The sequence below is a fragment of the Novosphingobium sp. RL4 genome, assembly GCF_035658495.1.
Taxonomy (GTDB): Bacteria; Pseudomonadota; Alphaproteobacteria; order Sphingomonadales; family Sphingomonadaceae; genus Novosphingobium.
The window spans coordinates 2,892,634-2,915,181 of record NZ_CP141944.1 but is presented as its reverse complement, the minus strand read 5'-3'; the positions used below and the strand labels follow the sequence as shown (position 1 = coordinate 2,915,181).

At 64.6% G+C, this 22,548-nt stretch carries 23 protein-coding genes; 13 read left to right on the top strand and 10 right to left on the bottom strand.

Going from position 1 to position 22,548, the window contains the following annotated elements; genetic code table 11:
* Nucleotides 1-4 precede the first annotated feature (4 nt).
* Nucleotides 5-1,681, top strand: a complete 1,677-nt coding sequence (locus U9J33_RS14140; protein ID WP_420719884.1) for an ATP-binding protein — start codon at nucleotides 5-7, stop codon at nucleotides 1,679-1,681.
* A 3-nt stretch (nucleotides 1,682-1,684) separates the two neighbouring features.
* On the opposite strand, the gene U9J33_RS14135 is transcribed toward U9J33_RS14140, so the two are convergent.
* From U9J33_RS14135 to U9J33_RS14125, 3 genes are all read right to left on the bottom strand, one after another.
* The gene (locus U9J33_RS14135) at nucleotides 1,685-3,115 is read right to left on the bottom strand and encodes an MATE family efflux transporter (protein ID WP_082370509.1); all 1,431 of its coding nucleotides are present in this window, start codon (nucleotides 3,113-3,115) and stop codon (nucleotides 1,685-1,687) included.
* Nucleotides 3,116-3,122: 7 nt separating this feature from the next.
* A complete protein-coding gene (locus tag U9J33_RS14130) occupies nucleotides 3,123-3,869 on the bottom strand; it encodes a 7-carboxy-7-deazaguanine synthase QueE (RefSeq protein WP_324696175.1) in 747 nt (248 codons plus the stop codon).
* A gap of 390 nt (nucleotides 3,870-4,259) precedes the next feature.
* Nucleotides 4,260-6,941 (bottom strand): valine--tRNA ligase, encoded by a 2,682-nt coding sequence (locus U9J33_RS14125; protein ID WP_324696173.1) that lies wholly within the window; start codon nucleotides 6,939-6,941, stop codon nucleotides 4,260-4,262.
* Between the two features lie 173 nt (nucleotides 6,942-7,114).
* Here U9J33_RS14125 and U9J33_RS14120 point away from each other — a divergent pair, with 173 nt between their 5' ends.
* The 5 genes from U9J33_RS14120 (at nucleotide 7,115) to U9J33_RS14100 (ending at nucleotide 11,701) form a co-directional block, all read left to right on the top strand.
* Nucleotides 7,115-8,230 (top strand): ABC transporter permease, encoded by a 1,116-nt coding sequence (locus U9J33_RS14120; RefSeq protein WP_132469327.1) that lies wholly within the window; start codon nucleotides 7,115-7,117, stop codon nucleotides 8,228-8,230.
* Nucleotides 8,227-9,141, top strand: coding sequence for an ABC transporter ATP-binding protein (locus U9J33_RS14115; RefSeq protein ID WP_082370508.1), 915 nt, complete (start codon nucleotides 8,227-8,229; stop codon nucleotides 9,139-9,141). Before U9J33_RS14120 ends, U9J33_RS14115 begins: the two co-directional genes overlap by 4 nt.
* 10 nt (nucleotides 9,142-9,151) lie before the next feature.
* Nucleotides 9,152-10,090 carry an MlaD family protein gene (locus U9J33_RS14110; protein ID WP_054440612.1) on the top strand — a complete coding sequence of 313 codons (939 nt, stop codon included), beginning with the start codon at nucleotides 9,152-9,154 and terminating at the stop codon, nucleotides 10,088-10,090.
* 56 nt (nucleotides 10,091-10,146) lie between these two features.
* Complete coding sequence (locus U9J33_RS14105; protein WP_054440694.1) at nucleotides 10,147-10,770, top strand: ABC-type transport auxiliary lipoprotein family protein; 624 nt, start codon at nucleotides 10,147-10,149, stop codon at nucleotides 10,768-10,770.
* A 373-nt stretch (nucleotides 10,771-11,143) separates the two neighbouring features.
* Nucleotides 11,144-11,701, top strand: a complete 558-nt coding sequence (locus U9J33_RS14100) for an outer membrane protein (RefSeq protein WP_185996971.1) — start codon at nucleotides 11,144-11,146, stop codon at nucleotides 11,699-11,701.
* Nucleotides 11,702-11,844: 143 nt separating this feature from the next.
* Here U9J33_RS14100 and U9J33_RS14095 read toward each other — a convergent pair whose 3' ends face one another.
* From U9J33_RS14095 to crcB, 5 genes are read right to left on the bottom strand one after another with little or no spacing between them, the layout of a single operon-like run.
* The gene (locus U9J33_RS14095) at nucleotides 11,845-12,543 is read right to left on the bottom strand and encodes an ATP12 family chaperone protein (protein ID WP_324696167.1); all 699 of its coding nucleotides are present in this window, start codon (nucleotides 12,541-12,543) and stop codon (nucleotides 11,845-11,847) included.
* Nucleotides 12,540-12,749, bottom strand: a complete 210-nt coding sequence (locus U9J33_RS14090) for a hypothetical protein (protein ID WP_054440606.1) — start codon at nucleotides 12,747-12,749, stop codon at nucleotides 12,540-12,542. The genes U9J33_RS14095 and U9J33_RS14090 overlap by 4 nt, the downstream gene beginning before the upstream one ends.
* Nucleotides 12,746-13,408, bottom strand: a complete 663-nt coding sequence (locus U9J33_RS14085) for an HAD-IA family hydrolase (protein ID WP_185996973.1) — start codon at nucleotides 13,406-13,408, stop codon at nucleotides 12,746-12,748. Before U9J33_RS14085 ends, U9J33_RS14090 begins: the two co-directional genes overlap by 4 nt.
* Nucleotides 13,405-14,715, bottom strand: a complete 1,311-nt coding sequence (locus U9J33_RS14080; protein ID WP_324696164.1) for an RluA family pseudouridine synthase — start codon at nucleotides 14,713-14,715, stop codon at nucleotides 13,405-13,407. The genes U9J33_RS14085 and U9J33_RS14080 overlap by 4 nt, the downstream gene beginning before the upstream one ends.
* On the bottom strand, nucleotides 14,712-15,122 hold the full coding sequence (gene crcB / locus U9J33_RS14075; RefSeq protein ID WP_185996975.1) for a fluoride efflux transporter CrcB: 411 nt from the start codon (nucleotides 15,120-15,122) through the stop codon (nucleotides 14,712-14,714). The genes U9J33_RS14080 and crcB overlap by 4 nt, the downstream gene beginning before the upstream one ends.
* Nucleotides 15,123-15,234: 112 nt before the next feature.
* Here crcB and U9J33_RS14070 point away from each other — a divergent pair, with 112 nt between their 5' ends.
* The 7 genes from U9J33_RS14070 (at nucleotide 15,235) to gatB (ending at nucleotide 21,067) form a co-directional block, all read left to right on the top strand.
* Nucleotides 15,235-15,885 carry a hypothetical protein gene (locus U9J33_RS14070; protein ID WP_324696161.1) on the top strand — a complete coding sequence of 217 codons (651 nt, stop codon included), beginning with the start codon at nucleotides 15,235-15,237 and terminating at the stop codon, nucleotides 15,883-15,885.
* A gap of 234 nt (nucleotides 15,886-16,119) precedes the next feature.
* On the top strand, nucleotides 16,120-16,326 hold the full coding sequence (rpsU, locus tag U9J33_RS14065; RefSeq protein WP_054440590.1) for a 30S ribosomal protein S21: 207 nt from the start codon (nucleotides 16,120-16,122) through the stop codon (nucleotides 16,324-16,326).
* Between the two features lie 266 nt (nucleotides 16,327-16,592).
* Nucleotides 16,593-17,165, top strand: coding sequence for an FKBP-type peptidyl-prolyl cis-trans isomerase (locus tag U9J33_RS14060; RefSeq protein WP_185996976.1), 573 nt, complete (start codon nucleotides 16,593-16,595; stop codon nucleotides 17,163-17,165).
* Nucleotides 17,166-17,173: 8 nt separating this feature from the next.
* Nucleotides 17,174-17,659, top strand: a complete 486-nt coding sequence (locus U9J33_RS14055; RefSeq protein WP_324696157.1) for an FKBP-type peptidyl-prolyl cis-trans isomerase — start codon at nucleotides 17,174-17,176, stop codon at nucleotides 17,657-17,659.
* 120 nt (nucleotides 17,660-17,779) lie between these two features.
* Nucleotides 17,780-18,082, top strand: coding sequence for an Asp-tRNA(Asn)/Glu-tRNA(Gln) amidotransferase subunit GatC (gatC, locus tag U9J33_RS14050; RefSeq protein WP_054440581.1), 303 nt, complete (start codon nucleotides 17,780-17,782; stop codon nucleotides 18,080-18,082).
* Entirely contained in the window at nucleotides 18,082-19,569 is a 1,488-nt protein-coding gene (gene gatA / locus U9J33_RS14045) for an Asp-tRNA(Asn)/Glu-tRNA(Gln) amidotransferase subunit GatA (protein WP_054440578.1), read from the top strand. Before gatC ends, gatA begins: the two co-directional genes overlap by 1 nt.
* Nucleotide 19,570: 1 nt before the next feature.
* Entirely contained in the window at nucleotides 19,571-21,067 is a 1,497-nt protein-coding gene (gene gatB, locus U9J33_RS14040) for an Asp-tRNA(Asn)/Glu-tRNA(Gln) amidotransferase subunit GatB (protein WP_324696154.1), read from the top strand.
* A 72-nt stretch (nucleotides 21,068-21,139) separates the two neighbouring features.
* Here the strand turns inward: gatB and U9J33_RS14035 are convergent, their stop codons facing one another.
* Both U9J33_RS14035 and U9J33_RS14030 read right to left on the bottom strand, forming a co-directional pair.
* Entirely contained in the window at nucleotides 21,140-21,676 is a 537-nt protein-coding gene (locus U9J33_RS14035; RefSeq protein ID WP_054440571.1) for a hypothetical protein, read from the bottom strand.
* A 192-nt stretch (nucleotides 21,677-21,868) separates the two neighbouring features.
* Entirely contained in the window at nucleotides 21,869-22,540 is a 672-nt protein-coding gene (locus tag U9J33_RS14030; RefSeq protein WP_324696151.1) for a hypothetical protein, read from the bottom strand.
* Between the last annotated feature and the right edge of the window lie 8 nt (nucleotides 22,541-22,548).

Below are 22,548 nucleotides of genomic sequence, written 5' to 3'. Positions count from 1 at the left end.
TCAGATGCGAGTGGAAGGCTTCGATCCCGCGCGGACGTCGCAGGGAGAGCAGCTTGCGCCGAATGCGGCGCGAAGCGATACCGGTCGGGAGCCGATCGGTGTGGTGCTCGAGATTTCCGGCGCCGGAACCCGCATCGCCTTCGACCTCAACCGCCTGGCCGAAACGGCGCAGGATAACGATCCCTGCGTTGCGACTTCGGGGCAGGTGGGGAACCAGATCAAGATCCGCGTCGGTCGCGGCTGGTTGCTTGCCAGCGTGCGGAACCAGAAAAGCGACAACGCCATTCCCGGAGGCATCGTCGCCGAGGCGGACTTTCTGGGCGAGGGCCTGGAAGAGCGTCTGACCGGGCGGATCCATGGTTTCAGGCGCGGTGTCACCCGCTATCCCACTCCGGGAGCATTGGTCTATCCCGCGAGCACTGACGATTTGCGGCAGATCTACGCCAGTGACGGGCGCAAAGCGATCCAGATCGGCAATGTCTATCCGACCAACGACATTCGTGCCGGGCTCTATGTCGACGCTCTGCTGGGCAAGCACTTCGCGCTGTTGGGATCGACCGGTACCGGCAAGTCCACTGGCGCGTCGCTGATTCTGCACCGTATCTGCGAGCAGGCGCCGGAAGGCCATGTCATCATGATCGACCCGCATGGCGAATATGCCGCGGCCTTCCGCAATACGGGTGTGATCCTCGACGTTTCGAACCTGCAGATGCCCTACTGGTTGATGAACTTCGAGGAGCACTGCGAGATATTCGTCACCTCGCATGGCGATGACCGGCAGCTCGATTGCGAAATTCTCGGCCGCTGCCTGATGGAAGCGCGTTTGCGAAACCGGCTCGCCGAGCAAGTGGGCAAGATCACCGTGGATTCGCCGATCCCCTATCTGCTTTCCGACCTGTCGGTCATTCTCGGCAATCACATGGGCAAGCTCGACAAGGGACATTCCAGTGCCCCTTACTTGCGGCTCAAGAACAAGCTCGACGAGCTGAAGGGCGATCCGCGCTACCAGTTCATGTTCTCGGGCATGCTGGTGGGCGATACGATGACGGAGTTCGTCTCCAAACTGTTCCGCCTGCCTTCGCGCGGCCGGCCGATCTCGATCATCGACGTTTCCGGCGTGCCTTCGGACATCACCAGCACCGTGGTCGCCGTGATAAGTCGCCTGGTGTTCGACTTCGCCGTCTGGGCGCGGGAGGAGAAGACGAGGCCGATCCTGCTCGTTTGCGAGGAAGCGCATCGCTACGTTCCCAGCGAAAAGAACGCCGACGGTTCCTCTGTCGGGCGCATTCTCTCCCGCATTGCCAAGGAAGGCCGCAAGTACGGCATCTCGCTGGGCCTGATCACCCAGCGTCCGTCCGACCTTGCCGAGGGCGTGCTCTCGCAGTGCGGGACGATCATCTCGATGCGTCTCAACAACGAGCGTGACCAGGCCTTCGTCCGGGCGGCCATGCCGGAAGGCGCGCGCGGGTTCCTCGATTCGATTCCGGCACTGCGCAACCGCGAATGCATTATCTGCGGCGAGGGCGTGACGATCCCGATCCGCGCCTCGTTCGATGAACTCGAGGAATTCAAGCGCCCGGCCTCGGCCGATCCCTCCTTCACCGAGCTGTGGAGCAGTTCGGGCGGGGAGGAGGAGATGGTCCTGCGCACGGTACAGCGGTGGCGCGCGCAGGGGCGGTGACGGCTACACCGTGAAGTCGGCGCGCCACTTGCCCCAGCGGTAATAGCCGACGGTGAAGGCCACCGTCAGCACCGAACCGACCGGATAGGCCCACCACACCGCCTCGCTGCCGATGAACGGGCGGGCAAGGTAGTAGAAGCCGAGGCGGCCGGGATAGAGGCCCAGGAACATGATGACGAGCGGGGCCACCACCGCGCCATAGGCGCGCATGGTCCCGGTCAGGATCATCGTGATCGAGACGATCACGAAGCTGGCCGTGCAGACGAGCTGGATGTGCTCGGCAATGGGCATGGCCGGGCTGTCGCCGCCGAGGAACAGGGCGAGCAGGGGCCGGTCGAACGCCACGATCAGTGCCGCCACCAGCGTGGAGAAGGCGAGATTCGCGACGAGGCCCACCTCTGTCACCTTGCCCACGCGCTTGTGGTCGCCCGCACCCAATGACTGTGCCACCATGGCGCTGACCGCTGAGCCGATAGCGAAGGCGGGCATCTGGAGGTAGTTCCACAATTGCAGCGAGGCGCCGTAGGCGGCCGCCGCATCCAGGCCTTCGCGATTGACGAGGCTGACCATGATGAGGCCGGCGGAAGAGACCAGCAGCATCTGCGCGCCCATCGGCAGGCCTTTGAGGATGACATAGGCCAGTTCGGCGCCGCGCGGGGCAAGGTAGCCCAGTTCCGGGCCGCGCAGGCGCATCGGCAGGTCCTGCCGGTAAATGCGCCAGAGCTGGTAGATGAGCCCGGCAAAGTTCGCGAAAGCCGTCGCCATGGCGGAGCCGGCGATGCCGAGCGCGGGGATCGGGCCGGGCCCGATGATGAGCAGCGGATTCAGCACGATATCGAGCGCAACTGTCAGGATCATCGCGTAGAGCGGGGTCTTGGAATCGCCCGCGCCGCGCATGCCCATCGAGACCATCATCGACATCGAGCCGAGCGGGATGGTCACGAAGATAACGCGCAGGTACGCGAGCGCCTCGATCCGGCTGGCGTCCGGCGTGCCCAGCGAATGGAGCAGGGCGTCCGCGCCAAGCCAGCCGCCGAGGCCGCAGAGCCCCGACAGCAGGAAGCAGAAGCCCAGGCCCGATCCGAAAGTCTTGCGCGCCGCGTCGATATCGCGCGCGCCGAAGTGCTGGCCCACGCGTACCGTCGTGGCCATGCCGAAGCCGAAGACCAGTGCGAACAGCAGGAACATGATGACATTGGCATTGGCCGTTGCCGCCAGCGCCGCTTCGCCCAGCAGCCGACCCACCCAGATCGCGTTGACCGATCCGTTCAGGGTCTGGAGAACGTTGGAAATCAGCATGGGGATCGAGAAGAGCATCAGCGTCTTCAGGATCGGCCCTTGCGTGAGGTCGCCTTTCATCCGCGCCATTTGCGCCGGGGTAGGTGCTTCCTCGGGTTCTGTTTCCCCGGTCGGGATCGGCGATGCCTCGTTCATTTGCCCCTCAAGTTCCCCGCGTATCGCCCCAGATATGAATGTGCAGGCGGTCGGTGAAGCGATAGCCTTCCTGCGTGCAGATATCCGAGAGCCAGCCTGACCGCTGCCGGATAACATCGCTGGAGCGACCCTCGGGCATCAGGAATATCCGCTCTGCGGGAATGGCGTAGCGCTGCTGGAGCGCGCGGACCTCGTCCACGTCGGCAGGTTCGGCCACCACGAACTTGAACCATGCACGCGGTTCGGCCGCCCAGGCCGCCAGTCGTTCCGGCACCAGCGCGAGCTCGGCCGGATTGCCGCTGTGCGAAAGTTTCGGGCTGACGTTGTACTGCTGCACCCGCGCATCGAGCGCCGCATGCGGGGCCACAGATCCGTTGGTTTCGATTTCGACATGCATCCCCGGCCGCGCTTCGTCCAGCGCGACCAGCATCCGCGCCAGTTGCGGGCCCTGAAGCAGCGGCTCGCCCCCGGTCACGACAAGGCGATCTGGCGGCAGGTCGGCCACCATGCGCGCCACGTCGGCCTCTTCGGCCATGACCTGATTGGCCTTGCGTTCGAAAGCCAGATCGTCGCGGTGGAAGCGATTGTCGCCCGTGAAGCGCCATGTGTACGCGGTGTCGCACCACTGGCAGGCGAGATTGCAGCGCGACAGCCGGACGAACGTGCTCGGCCGCCCCATGCTGACGCCTTCGCCCTGAAGCGAAGCGAACACTTCGGGTTTGCCGGGAGTGGTGGTGGCAAGGGCAAGGGTCACGGATCGTCTCGGTGTAAGATTACGATTTTGAGGGGCGAGGTTGACACAGTTTACACGGTCCAGAGGGAAAAGTGTCACCTTGCGTCGAGGGTGTCACCTTGTGGCTGGTTTCGTGGAGAAAGGGTAGGGCGTTCACGCGCGCGAAAGTGTCAGATGCGTGAGGTGTAGGAAAACGAAAAAGAGAGAAGTCCTGGGGGATGATCCCCCAGGCCCTCGGAATGTCTGCCGGAATGTCTGCGTCGTGACCGGCCTCGCCGTTGCGCGCTCATTGAGAGCCGGGAGACAAAATAGCCTGCGGCAGCAAAGGGCACACAATGAGGCTGCGCGCGTGCCCTGGACGGTATTGGGGGGGGCAGGGGGTCTAGACCCCCTGCCTTAACCCTTACTTCTTCAACCCAGTCGCACCAGCGCCGCGGCCAGACGCTCGGCCTCTGCGGAGTGATGGGCATGGTCGGCACGGGCCTTATCGATGGCCTCCGGCTTGGCCTTCTCTACGAAGGCCGGGTTGCCCAGGCGCTTGTCGAGCGAGTCCCGTTCCTTGACCGAAGCGGCCATGGCTTTTTCCAGACGGGCCTTCTCCGCGGCGATGTCGATCACGCCTTCCAGCGGGATCGCCAGCGTCGCATCGCCCGCGCCCACCTGCATGGCGGCACCGGCTGGAGCCGCTTCGAACACGATTGCATCCAGACGCGCCAGACGGTCGATAACGGTGCCGTTACGCCCGATCACCGCGCGGGTCGCGTCCGAGGGATTGGCGACATAGGCGGTAAGGCGCGCGCCCGGCGCGATGCCGAGTTCGGACTTGGCGCCGCGCAAGTTGCCGATCAGCGCGATCAGCCATTCGACTTCGGCCTTGGCCTCGGCGTCCACCGAGGCTTCCGGCGCGGGCCATGCGGCAACGATCAGGTCCTGTTCGCGCGCGCCCATCTTGCTCCACAGCTCTTCGGTGACGAAGGGCATGAAAGGGTGGAGCATGACGAGGATCTGGTCGAGCACCCAGCCGGCGACGGCCTTGGTTTCCGCGTCGAAGTTGCCCTTGATCAGTTCGATGTACCAGTCGCAGAACTGGTTCCACACGAAGTGGTAGATCGCATTGGCAGCCGCGTCGAAGCGCAGGTCGGCCATGGCCTTGTCCAGCGCGGCAACGGTTTCGACGACTTCGCCGATGATCCACTTGTTGACGGCGGAAGTGGCTTCAGGCGCCTTGATCGAGGTGCTGGCGACGATGCCGTTGGACTGGCAGAAACGCGCGGCGTTCCACAGCTTCGTGGCGAAGTTGCGGTAACCTTCGACGCGCTTTTCATCCATCTTCACGTCGCGGCCCTGGCTTTCCATGGCAGCCATGAAGAAGCGCAGCGCGTCGGCGCCGTACTTGTCGATCAGGCCCAGCGGATCGACCACGTTGCCCTTGGACTTCGACATCTTCTGGCCGTCGGCAGCACGCACCAGACCATGGAGGTAGAGCCGCTTCCACGGCACTTCCTTCATGAAGTGAATGCCCTGCATCGCCATGCGCGCATCCCAGAAGAACAGGATGTCGAAGCCGGAAACCAGCAGGTCGTTCGGGTAATGCTTCTTCAGCAGCGGCGCGTCTTCATCGGGCCAGCCGAGCGTGGCGAAAGGCCAGAGCGCGGAGGAGAACCAGGTGTCCAGCACGTCCTCGTCGCGGGTCAGCTTCTTGTTGCCGGCCTGTGCCTGTGCTTCTTCTTCGGTTTCGGCGACGAAGATCTCGCCGTCCTCGCTGAACCACGCCGGAATGCGGTGGCCCCACCAGAGCTGACGCGAGACGCACCAGGGCTGGATGTTTTCCATCCAGTTGAAGAAGGTCTTTTCCCAGCTCTTCGGGACGATCTCGATGGCGCCTGAACGCACGGCTTCCAGCGGCGGGCCGGCCAGCGTCTGCGCATCGACGTACCACTGATCGGTCAGCCAGGGTTCGATCACCACGCCGCTGCGGTCGCCGAACGGGGTCTGGATCACGCGGTCCTCGACCTTTTCGAGCAGGCCGTCGTCTTCGAGGAACTGGACGATCGCCTTGCGCGCCTCGAAGCGGTCCATGCCGATGAACTGCGAAGGCACGAGGCCGTCCTGCGTCTGGCAGACCTTGGCATCGGCATCGAGCATGTTGAGCATGTCACCGGCCTTAAAGCCCGCGCGCTTGCCCACCTCGAAGTCGTTGAAGTCATGACCCGGGGTGATCTTCACCGCGCCCGAGCCCAGTTCGGGATCGGCGTGCTCGTCCGCGACGATGGGAATCTCGCGGCCGGTGAGCGGCAGGGTGACGGTGGCGCCGCGCGCCAGCAGTTCCTTGTAGCGCTCGTCCTCGGGATTAACCGCCACGGCCATGTCGGCCAGCATCGTTTCCGGGCGGGTGGTGGCGACGTGGATATGGCCCGAACCGTCCGAAAGCGGATACTTGATGTGCCAGAAGTGGCCGTTGGTCTCGCGCGTTTCGACCTCAAGGTCGGAAATGGCGGTGCGGAACTTCGGGTCCCAGTTCACCAGGCGCTTGTCGCGATAGATCAGGCCCTGCTTGTGCAGGTCCACGAAGACCTTGACCACGGCCTTGGTGAAGTGCGGATCCATCGTGAACTGCTCGCGGCTCCAGTCCATCGAGCAGCCGAGGCGGCGCAGCTGACCGGTGATGGTGCCGCCGGATTCGGCCTTCCACTCCCAGACCTTCTCGATGAACTGTTCACGCGTGTAATTCGCGCGCTTGTCCTGTTTCGCCTCCATCTGGCGCTCGACCACCATCTGGGTGGCGATGCCGGCATGGTCGGTGCCGACCACCCAGAGAGCGTCCTTGCCCTTCAGGCGCTCATGACGGATCACGATGTCCTGCAGCGTATTGTCCAGCGCGTGGCCGATGTGGAGCGAGCCGGTAACGTTCGGCGGCGGGTTCACGATGGTGAACGGCTGCGCGTCGGCGCGCTCGGGGCGGAACAGCCCTTCGCTTTCCCAATGCTGGTACCACTTCGCCTCGATCTGGGCGGGGTCGAAGGTCTTGGCCAGCCCAGATTCGGGCCCAGCTTCGAGGGTGCCTTCGGGTGCGGTTTCTGGAGTGTCGGTCATGGCGCGGCGCTTTGCCAGTGCGGCGCTTCGCGCGCAAGTCTCCGTAAGTTCACCCGCGCAGATGCGCGCGCGAGGCAGATTGCTCCACTACGGTTGCAATTGCGAAATGAACAATCTGCCGCACCGGGGGAACCCCTTGCCGGTACAGGCATTTTCCCCCAATACGAGCGCACATGCGGGAATGGGCTGAATTCACTCTGTCGGAAAGCGACCAGGATGGCGTCCAGACCGTGGCGCTGAAGGGGCCCTTGCGCGTTCATTCGCTGGGTAACCTCGGGGCCAAGCTGGCCGCGCTGCACGGGCCGTTCGCCCGGGTGGACATGTCCGGCGTAACCGATATCGACACGACGGGCGCCTGGCTCGTCTGCCGCTATGCCAGCGAGCATGACCTCGAAGTGATCGGCCAGAGCGAGCAGGCGAAACGCCTGTTCGCCGCCATCGGCAAGGTGCCGGAGGAAGAGGCGGACATCGAACCGGAGCAGCCGCTGCTGCTGCGCACGGTGGGCGAACTCGGCGATCTCGTGGTCGGCTGGGGGCACGGGCTGATCCGCTCGGTGGGTTTCCTCGGCGAACTGATCTCGGCGCTGGGCACCGCCATCCGCCATCCCTCGCGGCTGCGCGGCACGGCGCTGGTGCATCACATGCAGCATGTGGGCATCAACTCGCTGTGGATCATCGGGTTGATGAGCTTCCTGATCGGCATCGTCATCGCCCAGCAGGGCGCGGTGCAGCTCGCGCAGTTCGGTGCGGAAATCTACACCATCAACCTTACCGGCCGCCTTGCGATGCGCGAACTGGGCATTCTGATGACCGCAATCATGGTCGCGGGGCGATCCGGGTCGGCCTTCGCCGCGCAGATCGGCACGATGAAGCTGACCGAGGAAGTGGACGCCATGCGCACCATCGGCGTTTCGCCGATGCAGGCGCTGGTCGTTCCGCGGGTGCTGGCGGCGATGCTGATGATGCCGCTGCTGGGGTTCTATTCCACCGTTCTGGCGATCATCGGCGGCGCCTTCATCGCCAATTTCGCGCTCGACATTCCGTTCTGGACCTTCCTTCAGCGCACCCAGGAAGTGGTGCCGATCACCGATGTGTGGGTCGGGCTGATCAAGGCGCCGGTCTTCGCGCTGATCGTCGCGCTCGCCGGTTGCTACCAGGGCATGCAGGTGACCTCCAACGCAGAGGAAGTCGGCGCGCGCACTACCCAGGCGGTGGTCACGGCGATCTTCACGGTGATCGTGCTCGACGCCTTCTTCGCCATCTTCTTCACCAAGATCGGCTGGCAATGAGCGAAACCGCAAGCCTCGAGGCCGAACGGCCCATGCCGGGCGACAATCCCGCCGACGAATTTCCCATCGTCGTCGAGGGGCTGCGCAACGTCTTTGGCGAGCATGTCATTCACGACGATCTCTCGCTCAAGGTCCGCAGGGGCGAAATTCTCGGCGTCGTCGGTGGTTCGGGCACCGGCAAATCGGTGCTGATGCGCTCGATCATCGGCCTGCAGCAGCCTGCCGAGGGCGAGATCACCGTGCTCGGCCACCGCATGGGCGATTCCACCGACGAGGAAGGGATCGACTTGCGCTCGCGCTGGGGCGTGCTGTTCCAGGGAGGGGCCCTGTTTTCGACCCTGACCGTGGGCGAGAACGTGGAAGTGCCGCTCAAGCAGTTCTATCCCGAGATCGACGATACCCTGCGCAGCGAGATCGCCCGCTTCAAGGTGCGCCTCGCCGGGTTGGCCGAGGAATCGGCCTTCAAGTATCCGAACGAGCTTTCGGGCGGCATGAAGAAGCGCGCCGGCCTCGCGCGGGCGCTGGCGCTCGACCCTGAACTGCTGTTCCTCGACGAGCCGACCGCGGGCCTGGATCCGATCGGTGCGGCCGCTTTCGACGGTCTGACGCGCGAACTGGCCGATACGCTGGGCCTGACGGTGTTCCTCATCACGCACGATCTCGACACGCTTCACGCCATCTGCGACCGCGTGGCGGTGCTGGCGGACAAGCAGGTGATCGCCGTGGGTACGATCCCCGAACTTCTCGCGCTCGATCACCCGTGGATACAGGAATACTTCAACGGCCCGCGCGGCCGTGCCGCGCTCGGCGCGAAGGACGAGATTTCGATGCAGCATGACGCGCCGGTCGCGCAGGACGGTCCCGCCCCCGAGGCGCCGACCCTGAATACTACCAACGAAAGCGGGGCATAGGGCACACAGCATGGAAACACGGGCCAATCACATATGGGTCGGAGCCGTCACGCTGGTGCTGCTGGCGACGCTGGCGGCGTTCATCATCTGGATCGCGCGGATCAACGACACCGCGCGAAACGAGTATGACATCTTCTTCAAGCAGTCGGTCGACGGGCTCGCCAAGGGTTCCGGCGTCGATTACGCGGGCGTGCCGGTCGGGCAGATCAAGGAGATCGAACTCTGGCCGCAGGACCCCAGCTTCATTCGCGTGCGCGTGAAGGTGGACAAGAAGGTGCCCGTCACCGTCGGCACCACTGCAACGATCCAGGGCAGCTTCACCGGCGTGGCCGACATCCAGCTCGAAGGCGCCGTGAAGGGCGCGCCGCTGCTGACCGAGCCCGGCCCGGAAGGCGTGCCTGTGATCCCGACCAAGCGCGGCGGCCTGGGTGAAATCCTCTCCAACGCGCCGCTGCTGCTCGAACGGCTGGCGACGCTGACAGAAAACCTCAACCTTCTGATGTCCGAAGAGAACCGCCGTTCCATCACCGGCATTCTCAAGAATACCGACAAGATGACGAAGGATCTCTCGGCCGCGACGCCGCAGATGAAGCAGACGCTGGCGGAACTTCAGGGAACGCTGAACCAGGCCACCAGAACGCTGGTCGCGTTCGAGGGCGTGGCGGGCAAGGCGGACAGCCTGCTGGGCGATCAGGGTAATTCGCTGGCGGCCCAGCTTCGCGAGACGCTGGGTGCTGCGCAGAAGTCGATGGAGACCCTCGACCAGACGCTCCAGCATGCGCAGCCTGCCTTCGACCAGGTATCGCAGCAGACGCTTCCTGCCGCCGAAGCCGCGATCCGCGATCTGCGCGCCACCAGCAAGGCCCTGCGCAGTGTGACCGAGAAGATCGACGAGCAGGGCGCCGGCGCCCTCATTAAGGGGCAGAAGCTGCCCACCTACAAGCCATGAGGGCGCCAGTCGTGAACGGGCGTGCTTCGGCCGGGAAGAAGACAACGGGAAAGACGATGGGAACCGCGATGAAGCTCCGGCACAAGACCCCGATTTTCGGCGGCGCGCTAGCGGCCGTGGCGGCACTGGCGCTTTCCGGTTGCATCAGCCTCGCGCCCAAGCCGCCCGAGCTGCTGTTCCGTCTCACTCCGCAGGACAAGGCTCCCGCAGGGTCGCAGGCCACGGGGCGGATTACCGATGCCATCGTCGTGCTGGACCCTGAGGCGGATCGCAGCCTCGATGTGCTGCGGGTTCCCGTAAGGATAGATGCGTCGAGCATGTCCTATCTCAAGGATGCCTGGTGGATCGAGAAGCCGAGCCGCCAGTTCCGCTCGCTGCTGGCTGAAACGCTGCGTGCCGATACCGGGCAGCTCGTGGTCGAAGGCGGCGATTTCGAAGTCACCGGCAAGACCCTGATCGGCGGGCGCCTGCTCGACATGGGCTACGACGTCGCCACTTCCTCGGTCGTCGTGCGCTTCGATGCAATCCGTACCGAACGCAACGGGCCGATCGTGACCAAGCGGTTCGAATCGGTGGTGCCGGGCATCAAGCCGGAAGCCGCCCTCATCGGGCCGGCTATCAATCAGGCTGCCAACGTCGTGGCGAAGGACGTTGCTGCATGGGTGAAATCCGGCGCCTGAAGGTGCCGGTTTCAAGGATTGCGCAGGAAGAGTTCGTCCTGAAAACGCGGGACTCTGTGCGGAATCTTTCCGAAAGTGACAATATCTGTAAGGTATTGTGCATCTTGGGATCGTCCGTGCGCGTTTTAAAGGGCTATTGAAGATTTAATTTTCTGTCGCGGTTTCCGCCTTTACAATAGCGCCTGCGAAAGGCGGATTTCCGCTACTTTACCTTGTTTTTCGAGTTTCTGGTTGTGGCTGTCATGCCACAATGACAGTTTTATGACGATGCTGTGCAAGCATCTGTATTGAACCGGTTTCCCGGCCCTGTATTCGGCCCCCCGATCCCGCCGCCACGAATGCCGCGGGGCAAACAGAATGCAGGAGCATACGCATGAACAAGATCGCCCTTCTCGGCGCTGCCGCCGCCCTTTTCGCCGTTCCGGCCGCCGCCAATGCGCAGGCCTACGTTCAGGCACAGACCGGCCTCGACAGCGTTTCGATCGACGGCGGTTCGTCGGAAGGCCTCACTTACGGCGTTGCTGCCGGTTACGACTTCCCGGTTCGTGAAGCGCTGTTCTTCGGTATCCAGGCGAGCGTATCGGACAGCACGACCAAGGAATGCGCACGCGACGTCATCGCTCTGGGTGACAAGCTCTGCGTCCGCGCCGGGCGCGACCTTGCCGCTGTTGCCCGCATCGGCACCAACGTTGGCGAAACCAGCAAGCTCTACGTCCTCGGCGGCTACACCAATGCCCGCCTGCGCGTGACCTATACAGATGGCACCAACAAGGACAGCGACGGCACGAACCTTGACGGTTTCCGTCTCGGTGCCGGCTTCGAGCACAACTTCGGCGGCAACCTGTTCGGCAAGGTCGAGTACAACTATTCGAACTACGAACAGGGCTTCAGCCGTCATTACGGCCTCGCCGGTCTCGGCGTGAAGTTCTGATCTCAAGAAGAACGGGACCGCGCGGAGGCAACGCCGTGCACCGTTCGGAAGACCCGCTCCGGTTAGTCCGGGGCGGGTCTTTTCTTTGGAATAGCAGCGAAGGGGGCGCCATGAAGCCCGGGGCAGGCCCCGGCGTCTTGTGCCTACCTCAAAAGTTCTGCCAGTCGCATGGCCAGCTTGAACGCCTCGAAGCGCGCGGCGCGGTGCTCGGCGGCTTCCCAGTCTTCGCCCCAGAGCTCGACTTGCCAGTCTTCTTCCAGGTTGGCGGCTTTCCACAGCGCTTCCGCATCGGCGCCCGGCCGGATCGCAGCCATGGCGATCACCAGCGAGGCGGCGAGGCTGGAGAGCATCTTGAGCGCGGCCAGCGAGAAGTCGCTCTCGGCGGCAAGGGCGAGTTCGATGCGGGCCAGCGTCTCGGCTGGCTGCGGCTTGGGAATGATCCCGGAGATCCGCGTGAAGTGCACGTCGTAGCGGGTTTCCGCTTCGACAAGCAGGGGCTCCCACACGGCCAGCTGGCGCTCGTGAAATGCCTCGCCCGGCTCGGCGCGGTAGCAGAGCGTGTCCGTCTCGGCATAAGGCAGGAGATCGCGGATCGTCTGCTCGCGGTCGTCCGAAACCGCATCCACGGCAAAGTCGGCCAGATCGCGCAAATAGAAGCTCCGCGCGTCGATCTGTTCGCCTTGCGCCGCCCACTCGGCGGCAAGCGCTTCCGCGAGCGCCCTTGTCGGCACGACCTGGGGGCGGCCACCGGCGGTCTTGATCGGTCGGCCGTCCAGCAGCACGCGCCACGCCTGCCCGCCTACGGTCTCACCGATCGAGGCCTCCTTGTAGAAGCGCTTCATTTCGGGCTCCGCCACTTGCGCGCCAGCACCTTGGGGATGACGAACACGTCGATCAGTCCATTGGCGATCAGGAGGTATCCAAGCCAGAGCGGCGCGGCGAGCTTTTCGGCGCCGATCGCCATGCCCGCGATCACGCAGGCGACGCCGAAGATACGCACGAGCTGGATGGTGGCGAAGCGGGCCCTCGCCGGATCTTGTTCGGTCATGCCAGGAGGTACTCCGCAAGTTCGCCCGGCGCTGCGACGACCTTCTCGGCGCCGGCCTCGGTCAGTTCGCGCGGGTGGTGATAGCCCCAGTCCACGCCGACGGCGCGGGTTCCGGCGGCTTTCGCCATCTTCATGTCATAGGCGGTGTCACCGATCATCACCGTTTCGCCGGGCAGGGCGCCCGCATCGAACAGTGCTTCCTCCAGCATCGCGGGATGCGGCTTGGAGGGGTGGCGATCCGCCGTCTGGAGGGTGACGAAGAGGTCGGAAATGCCGTTGGCCGCAAGGCAGTGGCCCAGGCCCCGGTCCGACATGCCGGTGGCCACGCCAAGCGTCCATCCGCGCGCGTGAAGAGTGCGCAGGCAGTCCTCGATGCCGGGAAACAGCGGTTGCGAGACGCGCCCTTCCTCTCGTGCCTGTCGGAATGCGACCTTGTAGGCTTCCGCCATCGCATTTTGCTGCTCTTCGCCGCTATCGGGCAGGAGCTGCCGGATCGCCTGCGGCAACGAGAGGCCCACCGCGCGGCGGATCAGGCCGCGCGAGGGAGCGGGCAGGCTGAAGCGGGCGAAACTCGCTTCCATCGCCTCGCAGATCGGTGCCTGCCCGTCGACCAGGGTACCGTCGCAGTCGAAGACGGCGAACTTTACCGCCGCGGTCACCGCTTTCCTCGCGGACCGGAAGGCCGTCCGCCGGAAGGTGCCGAGCCGCCGGGTTTACGCGAGGCGGGGCGGGCAGGCGCCGATCGGGCTGCGCCGGGGCCAGTCTTGCTGCCGGGACCGGTCTTGCCGGGTTTTCCGCCGGGCTTGCCTGCGGACTTTGCGCCCGGGCGCGATGCGGTCTTGCCCGAGGGCTTGCCGCGTGAGGGACGGTCGGAAGGGGTATCGCGGCGCGAGCGGCGCTCACCCCGGCGTTCCTTGCGATACTGCTTGGCGTGAGCCTTGGCGGCGCGCTTCTCGTCGTCCTTGGTGAACTCCGGCGCGGATTCGGGCAGTTCCGCGCCGTCCGCCTCGTCGAAACCGAGCGAGGCCAGCGAATTGGCGAAATGCTCGGGCAGGGGGGCGGTCACGTCCAGCGGGGTGCCGTCCGGGTGCTCGATGATGAGCCGGCGGGCGTGGAGGTGCATCTTGCGGCTGATCGTGCCCGAAAGAAACGCTTCCTGCCCGCCATACTTGCCGTCACCTACGATCGGGTGGCCGATTGCCGCCATATGGGCGCGCAACTGGTGCGTACGGCCCGTCAGCGGGTGCAGTTCGACCCAGGCGGCGCGGTTGCCGGCACGGTCCAGCACGCGGTAACGGGTGCGGGCGGACTGGCCGCCTTCCTCATCCACATGCATCTTCTCGCCGCCGGTGCCCGGCTGCTTGGCGAGCGGCAGTTCGATCATGCCGTCGTTGATGCTCGGCACGCCGACCACCAGCGCCCAGTAGATCTTCTTGGCGGTGCGCCCGGAAAAGCGCTTGGAGAAGAACGCCGCGCTTCCGGGCGTGCGGGCGATCAGCAGGACGCCGGAAGTGTCCTTGTCCAGCCGGTGGACGAGGCGGGGGCGCGGGCCCTTCTCCGCATAGGCGTCAAGCAGGCCGTCCACGTGCTCCTTCATGCCCGATCCGCCCTGCGTGGCGAGGCCCGGCGGCTTGTTGAGCACGATCGCCGAGCGGTCCTGCGTGAGGACCATCGAATCGGCGAGTTCGATCTCTGCTTCCGTCAGTTCGCGGCGCGGGCGCGAGCCACCGAGGCCGGGCTTGGCCTCGCCGCCCGGCGGCACGCGCAGGACCTGGCCCGCGACGAGCCGGGTGTCGACATCGGCGCGCTTGCCGTCGACACGGATCTGTCCGGTGCGCGCCCAGCGCGACACCATCGCGAAGCCGACTTCGGGCAGGTGGCGCTTGAACCAGCGGTCGAGACGGATGTCTTCGTCGTCGCGGCCGACGGTGAACTGGCGGACGGAATCTGAATTGTCGCGGCTCATGCGGCGACTCCCTTCGTGATGGAAAAGCCGGCAAACAGCGCGGCGAAGCCCGCGATCAGCGAGATCGCGACATAGAAAGCCGCAAGACCGAGCTGCCCGCGCATGGCAAGGGCAATGGTGTCGAGGCTGAACGAGGAAAAGGTGGTGAAGCCGCCCAGCACGCCGACACCGATGAGCAGGCGGGCAGTCTCGCCCTCTGCGGTGTGGCGCAGGAGCCAGCCTGCCAGCAGGCCCATGGCAAGGCTGCCAAGGACATTGACGGTAAGGGTGCCATAGGGAAACGCACCGGCTCTTGCCGGGCCGATCACGGCGGTCCAGCCGAGGCCGGTGAGAAAGCGCAGCCATGAGCCGACGCCGCCGCCCAGCGCCACAAAGAGCGAGGAGGCTAGAAAGGAAGGTTGGGACATTGGGCCGCCTTAGCCGTGAATGCGCGGATTTCCAATCGTTCCATCCGACCGGACGGCACGCGGCCCTTCTATAAGTGTCATTGGGTGCGACCCCACTCCGCAAGGAGACATAATGATGCAAATATCATCTTCCACAAGCGCGCTGAGCACGCTGTTCAATCCGAGTCAGGACATGGAGGACAAGCTGGCCTCCGCCGTGAGCAACGGTTCGGTCAGCGACAGCGATGCCGCGGCGCTCGAATCGGCGCTCGATTCGATCGACGACGCGCTCGGCACGGCGTCTTCGGGCAGCAAACTCGACCCTTCCCAGATGAAGGATCGGATCGATTCGCTGATTTCCGACCAGGTGGAAAACGGCACCCTGACCGAAGATCAGGCCTCCACCCTGCAATCCCTGTTCGCGCAGGGCGCGTCGCAGGATGGCGGTGAGGCCGGCGGAGCCGGCGGCCCCGGTGGACCCGGCGGCGCGGGTGGTCCCGGCGGTCCTCGCGGTGCCGGCGGTCCGCCGCCCGGCGGTTCGTCCGTCGAGGAAACCGACGAGACGGAAGAGACCGAGGAAACGGACGACACCGATGAGACGGACGACACCGATTCCACCGATGACACGGAAGAAGCCGATGAGGCCGATGCCACGCTGGCCGCGGTCCAGGCCTTCATCGAGAACCTGAAGGCCCAGCAGGCCGAAGGCGCGACCTACACGGCTTCCGCGGCGACTTCCGCCACCGTTTCGGCAGCAGGTCTGATCGTCGATCAACTGGCCTGACGCGCGGGATTGGTGTATGAGTACCCTCCATCGGGGAGTCCCACCCTCGGTGGAGGGCGCATTTTGGCCGATCTTTCGCCAAGATTGCTTGCCTTCCGGCCTCGGCGATGCTAGCGGCCCCCAACTTCGAGCCGACCCCGACAGGGATTCGGTGCAATTACGTTTTTTCTTTCAAGGTGCCTTCCGCGTCGGAATGCGGAATTCGTGCCTTCGATTTGTGAGGTGTGTCGGTTTATGCAGATTCTCGTCCGCGACAATAACGTCGATCAGGCTCTTCGGGCTCTCAAGAAGAAGCTGCAGCGTGAAGGCGTCTACCGCGAGATGAAGCTGCGTCGTCACTTCGAGAAGCCCTCGGAAAAGCGCGCTCGCGAAAAGGCCGCTGCTGTGCGCCGCGCCCGTAAGCTGGAGCGCAAGCGCATGGAGCGTGACGGCGTCAAGTAAGATTGATGTCGGCCCCGTCTCCGGGCGGGGTTTGCGGCATCCGTTTTCTCGTTTCCGAGCGAGGAGCGGGGAAATGCCGCGCTACAGTCAGGATCGTATGATTACGATTGTGATTGGCACATCTTAAATTGCTCGGCTTGCGGCTTGAACCCCGCTCCGGCTTGAGCCATGAGGGCGCGGAAATTCCATCCGCGCCCTTTGTGCATCTGCCGTGCAGTTACCGCGCAGCTGTACCCGCCGGGCGAACCCGAACGAGGCCCTAGACCATGACTGAGATCACCCGCGTTCCGCTGCAGCCGATTGCCAAGGGCTCGCTGACCAAGATCTGGCTCGGCGTTGCCGCAGTCGCGCTGGCCGCCGGCGGCGTCGCCTATGCTGCCCTGCCGCCGCAGGTCCACGTCAAGACGCTGACCGCCGGTTCGGGCGAATCGCCGACGATCGCTGACGTCGTGCTCATCAACTACAAGGGCACGCTGCCGGACGGAAACGTCTTCGATCAGGCGCAGCAGGTTCCGATGGCCCTCAATGAGGTGATCCCCGGCTTCACCAAGGCGCTCGTCAAGATGCAGCGCGGCGGCAAGTACGAGGTCGAGATCCCGGCCAAGCTGGCTTACGGCGACAAGGCGGTCGGCAAGATTCCGGCCAATACCGACCTGAACTTCGAAATCGAGCTGCTCGACTTCAAGAGCCGCGCCGAGATCGAGCAGCAGCAGCGCCTGATGCAGCAGCTCCAGCAGATGCAGGGCGGCGCACCGGGCGGTGCCATTCCCGGCGGTGCGATTCCGGGTGGCGCGATTCCCGACGGTGCCGTTCCGGGCGCCGAAGGTCCGGCACACTGATCGCCGCCATGATCCGCACGTTCCGTCCGGCGCTCCTGGCGCTGGCCGTCGTCCTGCCTGTTGCGGCTTCGGCCGCGGCACCGGGCCAGACTGCACCTTCTCCGGCTCCTGCGCCCGCACGCCAGGTCGTGGTCACCACGCTGACCGCGGGGCAGGGCGCCAAGCCTACCCGCGAAGACTATGTGCTGGTGAACTACAAGGGCATGCTCAAGGACGGCACCGTGTTCGACCAGAACGAACAGATGCCGATGGCCGTGGGCGAAGTCGTTCCCGGCTTTGCCGACGGGCTCGTGCAGATGCAGCGCGGCGGCAGCTACCGCATCCTGATCCCGGCGGAACTGGCTTACGGCGCGGAAGGCGGCGGGCCGATCCCGCCCAATTCCGACCTCGTCTTCGAAGTGACCCTGCTCGACTTCAAGACCCGCGCGGAACTCGACGCGATGATCGCCGCGCAGCAAGGGCAGGCGCAACCGGCCCAACCCGGCTCGCAATGAGCCGGGCCGGACGCACTCCCGGAGGCGTCCATGCTTGAAGCAATTTCGGACGGGTGCTAGCTGCCCGATCCTGATCTCCCGGCGCGTGCAGAGCCGCGCCGGTCAAACTGAAGGAACGCCATGTCGGTCGATACCGCAACCGTTGCGAAGATCGCCAGCCTCGCCCGCATCAAGGTGAGCGAGGCCGAAATCGAGGCGATGGTCCCCGAACTCAACGGCATTCTCGCCTGGGTCGAGCAACTCGGCGAAGTCGATACTTCGAACGTCGAGCCGATGACCGCCGTCATCCCCAACACGCTGCGCCTGCGCGACGACGTGATCGACGCCGATCCGCTGACCGGCGGCGACAAGCGCGATGCCGTTCTGGCCAATGCTCCCGCCGCCGAACACGGCTTCTTCGGCGTGCCCAAGGTGATCGAATAATGACTGATCTTACGGAACTCGGCGTTGCGCAGATCCGCGACGGTGTGGCCGGCGGCGATTTCTCCGCCGTCGAAGTGGCGGAAGCTTTCAACGCCAATGTCGCCGCCGCGCAGGAAGCGCTGAACGCCTTCATCATCGCCACGCCTGAAAAGGCCATCGAAGCGGCAGCTGCCACCGACGCCAAGCGTGCGCGCGGCGAGGCTCTCGGCAAGATGGGCGGCGTGCCGATCGGCATGAAGGACCTGTTCGCCACCTTCGACGTGCAGACGACGGCCGCCAGCCACATGCTGGAAGGCTTCAAGCCGCAGTACGAATCGACCGTCTCGCAGAAGCTGTGGGATGCCGGCGCAGGCATGCTGGGCAAGCTGAACCTCGACCAGTTCGCCATGGGCTCGTCGAACGAGACCAGCTATTTCGGCAATGTGATCTCGCCGTGGAAGCGCAACGATGGCGGCAACGCCGCGTTGGCGCCGGGCGGTTCCTCGGGCGGTTCGTCGTCGGCTCTCGCCGCGCGCCTCTGCCCGGCGGCGACCGGCACCGACACCGGCGGCTCGATCCGCCAGCCCGCCGCATTCACCGGCACCACCGGCATCAAGCCGACTTACGGCCGCTGCTCGCGCTGGGGCGTGGTTGCTTTCGCCAGCTCGCTCGACCAGGCGGGCCCGATGGCCCGCTCGGTGCAGGACTGCGCGATCATGCTCGAAGCCATGGCCGGTTTCGACGCCAAGGATTCGACCAGCCTCGACATGCCGGTGCCGAACTGGGAAGCCGCGCTCTCGGGCGACATGAAAGGCAAGAAGGTCGGCATTCCGAAGGAATACCGCGTCGATGGTCTGGACGACGATGTCGCCAAGTCGTGGGACGACGGCATTGCCTGGCTGAAGGATGCGGGCGCTCAGATCGTCGAGATCTCGCTGCCGCACACCAAGTACGCGCTGCCGACTTACTACATCATCGCGCCTGCCGAAGCCTCGTCGAACCTCGCCCGCTATGACGGCGTGCGGTACGGCCTGCGCGATCTGCCGGACGGTGCCAACCTTCAGGACATGTACGCCGCGACCCGCGCCGCCGGTTTCGGCCCCGAGGTGAAGCGCCGCATCCTGATCGGCACTTACGTGCTCTCGGCCGGTTTCTACGACGCCTACTACACGCAGGCCCAGAAGGTCCGCGCGCTGATCGCGCAGGACTTCGCCAAGGCCTTCGAAGAGTGCGACGTGATCCTTGCGCCGACCGCGCCTTCGGCCGCCTTCGGCCTTGGCGAGAACGTCGACGATCCGCTGAAGATGTACCTGAACGACGTCTTCGCGGTGCCCGCCTCGCTCGCGGGTCTTCCGGCGATGTCGGTCCCGGCCGGCCTCAACCGCGAAGGTCTGCCGCTGGGTCTTCAGGTCATCGGCAAGGCTTTCGACGAACAGGGCGTGCTGAACGCCGGTCTCGCCATCGAGGCCCGCGCACAGTTTGCCGCCAAGCCGGAAAAGTGGTGGTAATATGAGCACTTATCGCATCCAGGGCGCCACCGGTGACTGGGAGGTCGTGATCGGCCTCGAAGTCCACGCGCAGGTCACCTCGAACTCCAAGTTGTTCTCCGGATCGGCGACGGCATTCGGCGCAGAGCCTAACAGCCAGGTCTCGCTGATCGACGCGGCGATGCCGGGCATGCTGCCGGTTCCGAACCGCGAATGCATCCGTCAGGCCGTGCGTACCGGCATGGCGATCGACGCGCAGATCAACAAGTGGTCCCGCTTCGACCGCAAGAACTACTTCTACGCCGATCTTCCGCAGGGCTACCAGATCAGCCAGCTCTACCACCCGATCGTGGGCGAAGGCTCGCTGACCATCGAGGCGGACGAGAAGGCGGGCATCCCGGCCGACAAGGTGATCGGCATCGAGCGCATCCACGTCGAGCAGGACGCGGGCAAGCTGATGCACGACCAGCATCCGACGATGTCCTATGTCGACCTTAACCGCTCCGGCGTGGCGCTGATGGAAATCGTCAGCCGCCCGGACATGGCTTCGCCTGCGGAAGCAGGGGCTTACCTGTCGAAGCTGCGGACGATCCTGCGCTATGTCGGCTCGTGCGACGGTAACATGGACCAGGGCTCGATGCGCGCGGACGTCAACGTCTCGGTGCGCAAGCCCGGTGACGAACTCGGCACCCGTACCGAGACCAAGAACGTCAACTCCGTGCGCTTCGTCATGCAGGCGATCGAGCACGAGGCAAACCGTCAGGTGGACGTGCTGGAAGGCGGCGGCAAGATCGTGCAGGAAACGCGCCTGTTCGATCCCACCACCGGCTCGACGCGTTCGATGCGTTCGAAGGAAGATGCGCACGATTATCGCTACTTCCCCGATCCGGACCTGCTGCCGCTCGAACTTGACGATGCCTTCCTTGAGGCCTGCCGCGCGAGCCTGCCCGAACTGCCGGACGCCAAGCGCGCCCGCTACGAAGGCGAACTGGGCCTTTCGGCCTACAACGCTGCCGTGCTGACCGCCGATGTCGATACTTTCGCATGGTTCGAGGCGCTGCTGGCGGAGACGGCTTCGGCACAGGGCAAGGCTCCCGCTGACGTTGCCAAGCAGGCTGCCAACTGGCTGATTTCCGAATTCTTCGGCGCGCTCAACAAGCAGGGCAAGTCGCTGGAAGAATCGCCGATCAGTCACGAACAGGCGGCGGAGCTTCTGGCGCTGGTGGGCAAGGGCACGATCTCGGGCTCGATCGCCAAGCAGGTTCTCGAAACGATGTTCGAGACTGGCGACAATGCCGGCGTCATCGTCGAGCGCGAAGGCCTGAAGCAGGAATCGGACACCGGCGCCATCGAGGCCAAGGTGGACGAGATTCTCGCCGCCAATGCCGACAAGGTCGCCCAGTACCGCGAAGGCAAGGTTGCGCTGTTCGGCTTCTTCGTCGGCCAGACGATGAAGGCAATGGCCGGCAAGGGCAACCCGCAGGTGGTGAACGAGATCCTGAAGGCCAAGCTCGGCTGACGCAGGGTATCATAGACATAAAGAAGGGCCGGAAAGCGCTGTGCTTTCCGGCCCTTCTTCGTTTGAAGCGGCTTACTTCGCGGCTACCTTCTTGGGAGCGGCGGTAATGGCGTTGTGTGCATATTCGACGAAGTTCTTCTGGTAGACGGTACCCAGCTCGCCAAGTGCCGCAACGGCGTCCTCGCCTTCTTTCGGCGGGAACAGCGACAGGCCATTACCGCCCCATGCCTTGTATTCCCAGGTGATCTTCTGGGCGGCATCGAACCGGCGATACATGAACAGCGTGCGCAGCGAGCGGCCATAGATTGCCGCCTTCATGTAGAACACATCGGCGACGATGAGTTCGGAGTAGCATGCGGCGGCCGAATCCGAGCGGCGTGTCTTGATCTTGTTCATCGTCTTGCGTTCGAGCGGCTGCTCGTGACGAATGATGGTGGTGCCCGGCGTCAGCGGCAACAGGGTGCGCAGATCCATCGCCACGAGTGCGTCGAGCTGCGAGGGACTGTCGAGTGCGCTTGCCATCAGCGACTGATTGCTCGAATCCCGGTCGGCATGCAGCGCTGCATCGAGCAGGCCGCCGCCAAGCAGGCCTGTGGTCTGGGACCGCATGCGTTCGGCCGGCCATAGATGCAGTTCGCAACCGTCCGCAGCTGCCGCAGGCTGCAGTCCGGGTACAGGGGCTGTTGCTGCCGCAGGGGCTGCTGCGTCCTGCGCGTGAGCGGCAGGCGCAAAGACCAGTGCCGCGAGCAGACATGCACGCGAGATCATTTTCATTACAGTCGCACTCCGTAGTTGAATGGGTCAGCGTTTCTTTTTCGGCGGCGCCGCCAGCGCCTTGCCGAAATCGTGGATGCTGATGGAATAGGCGGACGCCAGTTCGGACACGATCGCATCGGATGACCTGTCGATAGCCTTGTCGGCAATGCGAACCGGCACCTGGATATAGGTGCCGAAGCTGCGGCCGGACACGTCACCATCGAATTGGCGGAAGCGGTAAAGGATGTTGAGCGCTTGCGTGCCGGTGAAATTCTTCTGCAGGACGAGGTCGTCGATCATCAATTCGGCGTAGCAGCGCGGCGTATCCAGTGCGTGGCGGGCAAGGCCGGTGCGGATTTCGCGGCTGGACAGCGGCGTTTCGTGGATGACCGTGCGATATCCGGCGAGGCTGAGCGTGGCGGCAAGATCTGCCAAGCCGAGTATCTTGACCTGTTCGCCCGCCGAAAGCGGTTCATGCGGTACATTCTCGTATCCGTCGCGTCCCTTGGCTGCTCCGTCCACGGTGCCGCCGTGTGCCCAGCCGTAATAGACCGAATGGAAATCGTGGCCCGGCCAGACATGCAGTTCGCAAGCAGCAGAAGCGGCAGCAGGCGCGGCCAGCGTTTCAGGTATCTGGGCCTGCGCGCTCGCCGTCGCCACGAAAGGCTGCACGCAACAGGCGGCCGCGAAAATCGCGTGCCGAATAGTGGAACTCATCAAGTTTA

Excerpts from the sequence above, each read along its gene's own strand:
- U9J33_RS14080 (WP_324696164.1), bottom strand. The coding sequence starts at position 14,715 with ATGAGCCGCGACAATTCAGATTCCGTCCGCCAGTTCACCGTCGGCCGC.
- U9J33_RS14135 (WP_082370509.1), bottom strand. The coding sequence starts at position 3,115 with ATGAACGAGGCATCGCCGATCCCGACCGGGGAAACAGAACCCGAGGAA.
- U9J33_RS14055 (WP_324696157.1), top strand. The coding sequence starts at position 17,174 with ATGATCCGCACGTTCCGTCCGGCGCTCCTGGCGCTGGCCGTCGTCCTG.
- U9J33_RS14140 (WP_420719884.1), top strand. The coding sequence starts at position 5 with ATGCGAGTGGAAGGCTTCGATCCCGCGCGGACGTCGCAGGGAGAGCAG.
- U9J33_RS14070 (WP_324696161.1), top strand. The coding sequence starts at position 15,235 with ATGATGCAAATATCATCTTCCACAAGCGCGCTGAGCACGCTGTTCAAT.
- rpsU (WP_054440590.1), top strand. The coding sequence starts at position 16,120 with ATGCAGATTCTCGTCCGCGACAATAACGTCGATCAGGCTCTTCGGGCT.
- gatC (WP_054440581.1), top strand. The coding sequence starts at position 17,780 with ATGTCGGTCGATACCGCAACCGTTGCGAAGATCGCCAGCCTCGCCCGC.
- U9J33_RS14120 (WP_132469327.1), top strand. The coding sequence starts at position 7,115 with ATGCGGGAATGGGCTGAATTCACTCTGTCGGAAAGCGACCAGGATGGC.
- U9J33_RS14090 (WP_054440606.1), bottom strand. The coding sequence starts at position 12,749 with ATGACCGAACAAGATCCGGCGAGGGCCCGCTTCGCCACCATCCAGCTC.
- U9J33_RS14105 (WP_054440694.1), top strand. The coding sequence starts at position 10,147 with ATGGGAACCGCGATGAAGCTCCGGCACAAGACCCCGATTTTCGGCGGC.
- U9J33_RS14115 (WP_082370508.1), top strand. The coding sequence starts at position 8,227 with ATGAGCGAAACCGCAAGCCTCGAGGCCGAACGGCCCATGCCGGGCGAC.
- gatB (WP_324696154.1), top strand. The coding sequence starts at position 19,571 with ATGAGCACTTATCGCATCCAGGGCGCCACCGGTGACTGGGAGGTCGTG.
- U9J33_RS14060 (WP_185996976.1), top strand. The coding sequence starts at position 16,593 with ATGACTGAGATCACCCGCGTTCCGCTGCAGCCGATTGCCAAGGGCTCG.
- crcB (WP_185996975.1), bottom strand. The coding sequence starts at position 15,122 with ATGTCCCAACCTTCCTTTCTAGCCTCCTCGCTCTTTGTGGCGCTGGGC.
- U9J33_RS14095 (WP_324696167.1), bottom strand. The coding sequence starts at position 12,543 with ATGAAGCGCTTCTACAAGGAGGCCTCGATCGGTGAGACCGTAGGCGGG.
- U9J33_RS14035 (WP_054440571.1), bottom strand. The coding sequence starts at position 21,676 with ATGCGGTCCCAGACCACAGGCCTGCTTGGCGGCGGCCTGCTCGATGCA.
- gatA (WP_054440578.1), top strand. The coding sequence starts at position 18,082 with ATGACTGATCTTACGGAACTCGGCGTTGCGCAGATCCGCGACGGTGTG.
- U9J33_RS14110 (WP_054440612.1), top strand. The coding sequence starts at position 9,152 with ATGGAAACACGGGCCAATCACATATGGGTCGGAGCCGTCACGCTGGTG.
- U9J33_RS14030 (WP_324696151.1), bottom strand. The coding sequence starts at position 22,540 with ATGAGTTCCACTATTCGGCACGCGATTTTCGCGGCCGCCTGTTGCGTG.
- U9J33_RS14100 (WP_185996971.1), top strand. The coding sequence starts at position 11,144 with ATGAACAAGATCGCCCTTCTCGGCGCTGCCGCCGCCCTTTTCGCCGTT.
- U9J33_RS14125 (WP_324696173.1), bottom strand. The coding sequence starts at position 6,941 with ATGACCGACACTCCAGAAACCGCACCCGAAGGCACCCTCGAAGCTGGG.